At 55.4% G+C, this 6,505-nt stretch carries 6 protein-coding genes and 1 tRNA gene; 2 read left to right on the forward strand and 5 right to left on the reverse strand.

The annotated features are described in order from the left end of the window. Positions 1 to 55 precede the first annotated feature (55 nt). Positions 56 to 1,423, forward strand: coding sequence for a murein transglycosylase D (gene mltD, locus M2416_RS06840; protein WP_259222843.1), 1,368 nt, complete (start codon positions 56 to 58; stop codon positions 1,421 to 1,423). A 43-nt stretch (positions 1,424 to 1,466) separates the two neighbouring features. Here mltD and M2416_RS06845 read toward each other — a convergent pair whose 3' ends face one another. The 3 genes from M2416_RS06845 to M2416_RS06855 all read right to left on the reverse strand — a co-directional run bounded on the left by M2416_RS06845 (position 1,467) and on the right by M2416_RS06855 (position 4,410). Then, complete coding sequence (locus tag M2416_RS06845; protein WP_076948101.1) at positions 1,467 to 2,237, reverse strand: class I SAM-dependent methyltransferase; 771 nt, start codon at positions 2,235 to 2,237, stop codon at positions 1,467 to 1,469. 84 nt (positions 2,238 to 2,321) lie between these two features. After that, positions 2,322 to 3,119, reverse strand: coding sequence for an endonuclease/exonuclease/phosphatase family protein (locus M2416_RS06850; RefSeq protein WP_115194019.1), 798 nt, complete (start codon positions 3,117 to 3,119; stop codon positions 2,322 to 2,324). Positions 3,120 to 3,222: 103 nt separating this feature from the next. Continuing rightward, positions 3,223 to 4,410: an MFS transporter gene (locus M2416_RS06855; protein ID WP_041144159.1), complete on the reverse strand. Its 1,188-nt coding sequence runs from the start codon at positions 4,408 to 4,410 to the stop codon at positions 3,223 to 3,225. 104 nt (positions 4,411 to 4,514) lie between these two features. Here M2416_RS06855 and yafC point away from each other — a divergent pair, with 104 nt between their 5' ends. Continuing rightward, the gene (gene yafC, locus M2416_RS06860; RefSeq protein WP_041144158.1) at positions 4,515 to 5,417 is read left to right on the forward strand and encodes a DNA-binding transcriptional regulator YafC; all 903 of its coding nucleotides are present in this window, start codon (positions 4,515 to 4,517) and stop codon (positions 5,415 to 5,417) included. A 34-nt stretch (positions 5,418 to 5,451) separates the two neighbouring features. On the opposite strand, the gene dkgB is transcribed toward yafC, so the two are convergent. Together dkgB and M2416_RS06870 are read right to left on the reverse strand one after the other, a co-directional pair. Continuing rightward, positions 5,452 to 6,255, reverse strand: a complete 804-nt coding sequence (gene dkgB / locus M2416_RS06865) for a 2,5-didehydrogluconate reductase DkgB (protein WP_259222844.1) — start codon at positions 6,253 to 6,255, stop codon at positions 5,452 to 5,454. A gap of 162 nt (positions 6,256 to 6,417) precedes the next feature. After that, a tRNA-Asp gene (locus tag M2416_RS06870) sits at positions 6,418 to 6,494 on the reverse strand. Positions 6,495 to 6,505 lie beyond the last annotated feature (11 nt).

The following is a 6,505-nucleotide window of genomic DNA, read 5'->3' on the forward strand; positions in this document are numbered from 1 at the left end:
TTCGCGAACTTCACCGTTATTCTTGCTCGTCTTTTAAGCAACTATTGACACACACATGAAGGCACGAGCGATTTTACTCGTCTCTGTCCTGCTGGCGGGGTGCCAATCGTCTAATCACGATGGCAACGTTCAACAGCACGCACAGAGCCTTTCTGCAGCTGGTCAAGGGGAAGCAGGTAAGTTCACAAGTCAAGCGCGCTGGTTAGATGATGGAACCTTCTACGCGCAAGACCAGGATCTGTGGACTTCCATAGGCGACGAGCTAAAGATGGGAATTCCGGAAAATACCCGGATTCGCGAACAGAAACAGAAGTACTTACGTAATAAGAGCTATCTCCACGATGTAACTTTACGGGCAGAGCCGTATATGTACTGGATAGCCGGGCAAGTTAAGAAACGTAACATGCCAATGGAACTGGTATTACTACCCATAGTGGAGAGCGCTTTTAACCCGCATGCAACGTCTGGCGCCAATGCCGCAGGCATTTGGCAGATCATTCCGAGCACCGGGCGCAATTATGGTTTGAAGCAGACCCGCAGCTACGATGCGCGTCGTGACGTTGTCGCCTCTACTACGGCGGCGCTGAACATGATGCAGCGTCTGAATAAGATGTTTGACGGCGACTGGCTGTTGACCGTCGCAGCTTATAACAGCGGTGAAGGCCGGGTACTGAAGGCAATGAAAGCGAATAAATCACGCGGCAAGCCCACTGATTTTTGGTCGCTTTCATTACCACAGGAAACCAGGATTTACGTACCTAAGATGCTGGCTTTGAGCGATATTCTCAAAAACAGCAAGCGCTATGGCGTGAAGCTGCCGACGGCAGACGAAAGCCGTGCGCTGGCGCGAGTTCGCCTCGATAGTCCGGTTGATATTAGCCAACTGGCCGATATGGCAGGAATGCCCGTCGGCAAGCTGAAGACATTCAACGCCGGAGTAAAGGGATCAACCCTGGGCGCGAACGGGCCGAAGTACGTGATGGTGCCACAGAAACATGCCGCTCAGCTGCGTGAGTCTCTGGCCTCTGGCGACATTGCTGCCGTACAGCCAACGCAGCTCGCGGCCAACGCGCCGTTGACCAGCCGCAGCTATAAGGTTCGTTCAGGCGATACCATTTCCGGGATCGCCTCACGTCTCGGCGTATCGACGAAAGATTTGCAGCAGTGGAATAATCTGCGCGGATCCGGGCTGAAAGCGGGCCAGGAACTGGTAGTTGGCGCCGGTAGCAGCGCGACGCGTCTTGCGAACAACAGCGATAGCATCACCTATCGCGTACGCAAAGGCGACTCGCTGTCGAGCATCGCAAAACGACATGGCGTGAATATTCGTGATGTGATGCGCTGGAACAACGGCACCGATGACCTGAAGCCGGGCGATCAGCTCACGCTGTTTGTAAAAAATAGCGGCCGGCCGGATTCCTGATATACCTGATAAAAAAAGGCACCGTCTCCCGGTGCCTTTTCTTTTATACCGCTTTATGCGCTTCAAACATGATGGTATCGCTGGTAAAGGAGCCGTCGTCCTGTAAGGCAAAGTAGGCTTTTACCTCTGCCGAGGCGCTATCCTGATAGAGGCGAATCGCTGCTGCCAGCGCCTCCGGCGTACGCATACGTGCCACCCATGAGCTGAACTCCAGCGGCAGGCGGTCGGTCAATAAACTATTCGTGACCAGCCCGGCATCGTTCGCCAGCGCCAGCCACTCTCCGCTGGAATAGTTGCGAACGTGAGAGGTATCGCGCAGCGCTTCAACCGTTTGCAGCCACACGTCACGAACCGGATGTCCCGGTGACATGACGTCCATAATAATCAGCACCCCACCCGGCTTGAGAACGCGTTTGACCTCGCGCAGCGCCTGGCCAACATCATGCCAGTGATGGGCAGAATAGCGGCTAATCACCACGTCAAAGCTGTCCGCCGCAAAGGGCAGTGTTTCCGCATAGCCCTGCTGGGTCCTTATATTGGAAAAACCTTTATCCTGGGCGGCCTGCGCCACAACGTCCAGCATCTGGCTGGATAAATCATATGCCGTTACCCCTGCCACCTGCCCGGCCGCAGCAAAGCTGGCATGCCCGGCGCCGCAGCCCATATCGAGAACCTGCGCAGCGGGGAAATCACCCAGCCGCTCGGCCAGCCGCTGCAGATCGCGTCCCGATGCGTGTACGGCGCTGGTCAGGTAAGCGCTGGCCTGTGAGCCAAACTGCTTTTCGACGTTGTCATGGTGAGAGCTTGTTGTCATTGTGTTGTCCTTCGGTTGTTTGAATAATAAAGGCAGCACCTTGCTTGCGCAGGCCCGCCCCATGGCAGGCCTGACGTACCTTAATTAATCAGGCTTGCCGGGACTGAATTCGACGAGTAGCGGGTTGTGATCGGAGGCGCGGGTGACCAGCACGGAGGCATCGTGCACGCTTAATCCCCGGTAGAACACAAAATCGAGCGGGCGACCAAACGTGCGGCGGCGCTGATCGTCGGAAAAACGAACCTCGCGCAGCGACATTTCGCGGGCAAAGCGATAGAGCGCATTCATGCGCGGTCGGCTCCAGGCATTAAAGTCGCCGGCCATAATAACCGGGCCGCTGTGGTGCGCTATCTGGTCGCCGATAGGTAGCAGCTGCTTGCTGTAGACATCAACCCCAAGGCTGAAGTTAACCGCATGGATGTTCACCACCATCAGCAAACGCATATCCGGCAGCGGGTAGACGGTCACAAGCGCCGATTTAGCCAGGCGCAAAATGGGTTCGCGTTCGCGCAGAGGGCAGCAGTAGACCGGATGAGTCGAAGCCAGCGTCATGACGCCAGAGGGGTGCTGAGGCAGAACGAGTGCGGGAACCTGATCGGCGGCCAGATAGTTGGTCGTGGCGAATCTGACCAGCTCTGGCGTCGTTTGCGCCTCTTGTAACAGCACCAGATGGGCATCTTTCCCGAAATTATTCAGCACCGACTTCCACTCGGCCCGCTGCTGTTTAAAGATATTCCACACCAGCACGCGGATCTTCTCATCGCTGCTTAAAGGGACGCCAGGCGGGAAACCATGGCTAAGGCTTGCAAACGACCCCGGAGGCAAAATTCTCTCCGCAGGCTGTCCGGCGACATAGCGCATAGCATAAGTATTCTTTCGCAATTTAGGCATCAAACCTCGATAACATGAAACCGGCCTGACTGCGGCCGGTTATTCTGTTATAGGGATTTTCGTATGCACTTTCAATGCAATTCGCGAGAAACCTTTATCCTTCGACGGAAACCGCCTTTGCCGGGCGAGATTTATCCAGGCGACCGCTCAGTATGACCAGCAGCAGCGCAGCCAACACAATTACCGCGCCAATCCACGGCGTCTCGGCCAGGCCATAGCGCTCTACGGTTTGTCCGCCAATAATAGAGCCTAAAGCGATACCGACGTTAAAAGCGGCAATGTTAAGGCCGGAGGCAACGTCGACGGCGCCGGGCGTGTACTGTTCCGCTTTCTGTACGACATAGACCTGCAGGCCCGGCACGTTGCCGAAGGCAAAGATTCCCATCACTAGCACCGTTGCCAGCGCGGCATACTGGATACTGGCCGTCAGCTGGAACACCAGCAGCAGCACAACCAGCGCAGCAAAGATAATCTTCAGTGCGGCTACCGCTCCGTGCCTGTCGGCCAGCCTGCCGCCCCAGACGTTACCCAACGCCACTGAAACACCGTAGCCCAGTAAAATCCAGCTCACCGCAGACGGACTGAAACCGGCAAGGTCCTGCATCATTGGCGCGAGGAAGGTAAACGCCGTGAAGACGCCGCCATATCCCAGGGCGGTAATGGCATAGATGATCAGCAAGCGCGGATGGGTTAACACCTGCATCTGATCGCGCAGGCTGGCGCTGGCCCGACCCGGAATATTGTTCGGCACCAGAATCAGGCTGCTCACCAGCGCAATCACGCCAAGGATGGAAACCGCAAGGAAGGTTTCACGCCAGCCGAAATGCTGGCCGATAAAGGTACCGATAGGCACCCCGGTGACCAGCGCCACGGTCAGACCGCCAAACATGATGGCAATCGCCGACGCGGCCTTCTCTTTAGGCACCAGGCTGGTCGCAATGGTAGAACCAATCGAGAAGAACACGCCGTGCGCAAGGCCGGTAAGCAGGCGGGCGAAAATCAGCGTTTCATAACCCGGCGCCTGCCAGGCGAGCAGGTTTCCGGCAGTGAACAGCACCATTAGCGCCAGCAGCAGCTGCTTGCGCGGCATGCGGCCGGTCAGCGCCGTCAGCACCGGGGCGCCGATCGCGACGCCCAGTGCGTAGATAGAAACCAACAGACCCGCTGAAGGCAGTGAGATGGCCAGCTGTTCTGCGATCGTCGGCACCAGGCCGACAATCACAAACTCGGTGGTGCCAATCGCAAAGGCACCGATAGTTAAGGCAAGTAGCGCCAGTGGCATAATTTACTCCGTAGCATCAGGATTAAGATGACACGTAGTATGCAGGGATGCTTAAATAACAAAAACTATCAAAGTATCAATAGAATTTTGCTACAGGTGCAATAATGAGAGCAACATCAGAAGAGATTGCCATCTTTGTCGCCGTGGTGGAAAGCGGAAGCTTTAGCCGGGCGGCGGAACAGCTGGGACAGGCAAACTCCGCCGTCAGCCGGGCGGTAAAAAAGCTGGAATCAAAGCTTAGCGTCAGCCTGCTTAACCGAACAACTCGCCAGCTAAGCCTGACCGAGGAGGGAGAACGCTACTTTCGCCGTATGCAGGTGGTGCTTCAGGAGATGGCCGCGGCGGAAAATGAGCTTCTGGAAACGCGGACGACGCCAAGAGGATTGCTGCGGGTAGATGCCGCCACCCCGGTGATGCTCCACTTTCTGATGCCGCTGGTGAAGCCTTTTCGCGAGCGCTATCCAGAAATGACCCTTGCGCTGGTGTCGTCGGAAACTTTCATCAACCTGATTGAGCGTAAGGTTGATGTTGCGATCCGCGCGGGTACGTTGACGGATTCCAGCCTGCGCGCCCGGCCGCTGTTTAACAGCTACCGCAAAATCATCGCCTCACCTGACTACCTCTCCCGCCACGGCACGCCGCAGGATGTAGCCAGCCTTAAAGATCATCAGTGCCTGGGTTTTACTGAACCCCTTTCACTAAATACCTGGCCAGTTTCCTGCTGCGATGGTCAGCTGCTGGAAGTCAGCTGCGAGATATCCTCCAATAGTGGGGAAACCATCAAGCAGCTGTGCCTGGCCGGTAACGGCATCGCCTGTTTATCGGATTATATGGTGAATCAGGAGATTGCGAGCGGGGAGTTTGTCGAGCTTCTTGCCGACAAGCGGCTACCGGTAGAAATGCCCTTTAGCGCCGTTTACTACAGCGACAGAGCGGTCAGCACCCGGATCAGGGCATTTATTGATTTTCTCAGCGAGCACGTAAAACAGCTCCCGAAGGAGCTGTAGAGGGTTAAATAAGGGCTACAGAGGGTGGGTTATTTTAATCCCACTCGGGGGCAAGACCTTCCGGGCTAACCAGACGATCGTTGCAATCCAGCGCGGCGATCGCGGCACGATCTTCCTCATCCAGCTGCAGATCCTGAGCTTTCAGGTTGCTCGCCAGATTTTCACGTTTAGTTGAAGACGGGATCACCGCGTAGCCTTCTCCCAAAGCCCAGGCCAGTATCACCTGTGCAGGCGTTGCGCTGTGCTTCGCGGCAATACCTGAAATAACTTCATCTTTCAGTGCCTTACCATATGCCAACGTCATGTACGACGTGATATGGATACCGTGCGCTGTCGCCCAATCCACAGTCTTGCGATTCTGCAGGTAGGGGGATAGCTCAATCTGATTGGTCGCAATGTTTTCCGCGCCGACGGCAGCAATTGCGCGTTCCATCAGCGGAATCGTGAAGTTTGAAATCCCGATCTGGCGGGTAAGCCCCAGCTCTTTAGCTTCCAGCAGCGCCGGCATAAACTCTTCAACGGCGACGGCATCGACCGGCGAAGGCCAGTGGATCAGCGTCAGATCGACATAATCAGTACGCAGCTTTTTCAGGCTCTCTCTCAGGCTGGTAATAAGCGCGTCTTTGCTCAGGTTTTCGATCCAGATCTTGGTGGTGATAAACAGCTCATCACGCGCCACGCCGCTTTCGGCAATGGCCTGGCCAACTGCCGCTTCGTTATCATAGATCTGAGCGGTATCAATCGTACGGTAGCCCAGTTCCAGCGCCGTTTTTACCGATGCGATAACCACATCATCTTTCAGACGGAAGGTTCCAAGACCAAATGCAGGGATTGCCATAAATTCCTCTTTTTTACTTAGTGTTAACTCATTGAGAACATTATGGCTGATGCGATGGAGGGGAAAAAGATCGATAAATGCAGAGGATTTTTGCTAAAACAGCAACAATAGTACGACGGAAAAAGAAAAAGCCCTGAGCAAATGCTCAGGGCTTTTAATAAGTGGCGGAACGGACGGGACTCGAACCCGCGACCCCCTGCGTGACAGGCAGGTATTCTAACCGACTGAACTACCGCTCCACCGAATTTCT

The organism is Klebsiella sp. BIGb0132, from assembly GCF_024810075.1.
GTDB lineage: Bacteria > Pseudomonadota > Gammaproteobacteria > Enterobacterales > Enterobacteriaceae > Klebsiella > Klebsiella terrigena.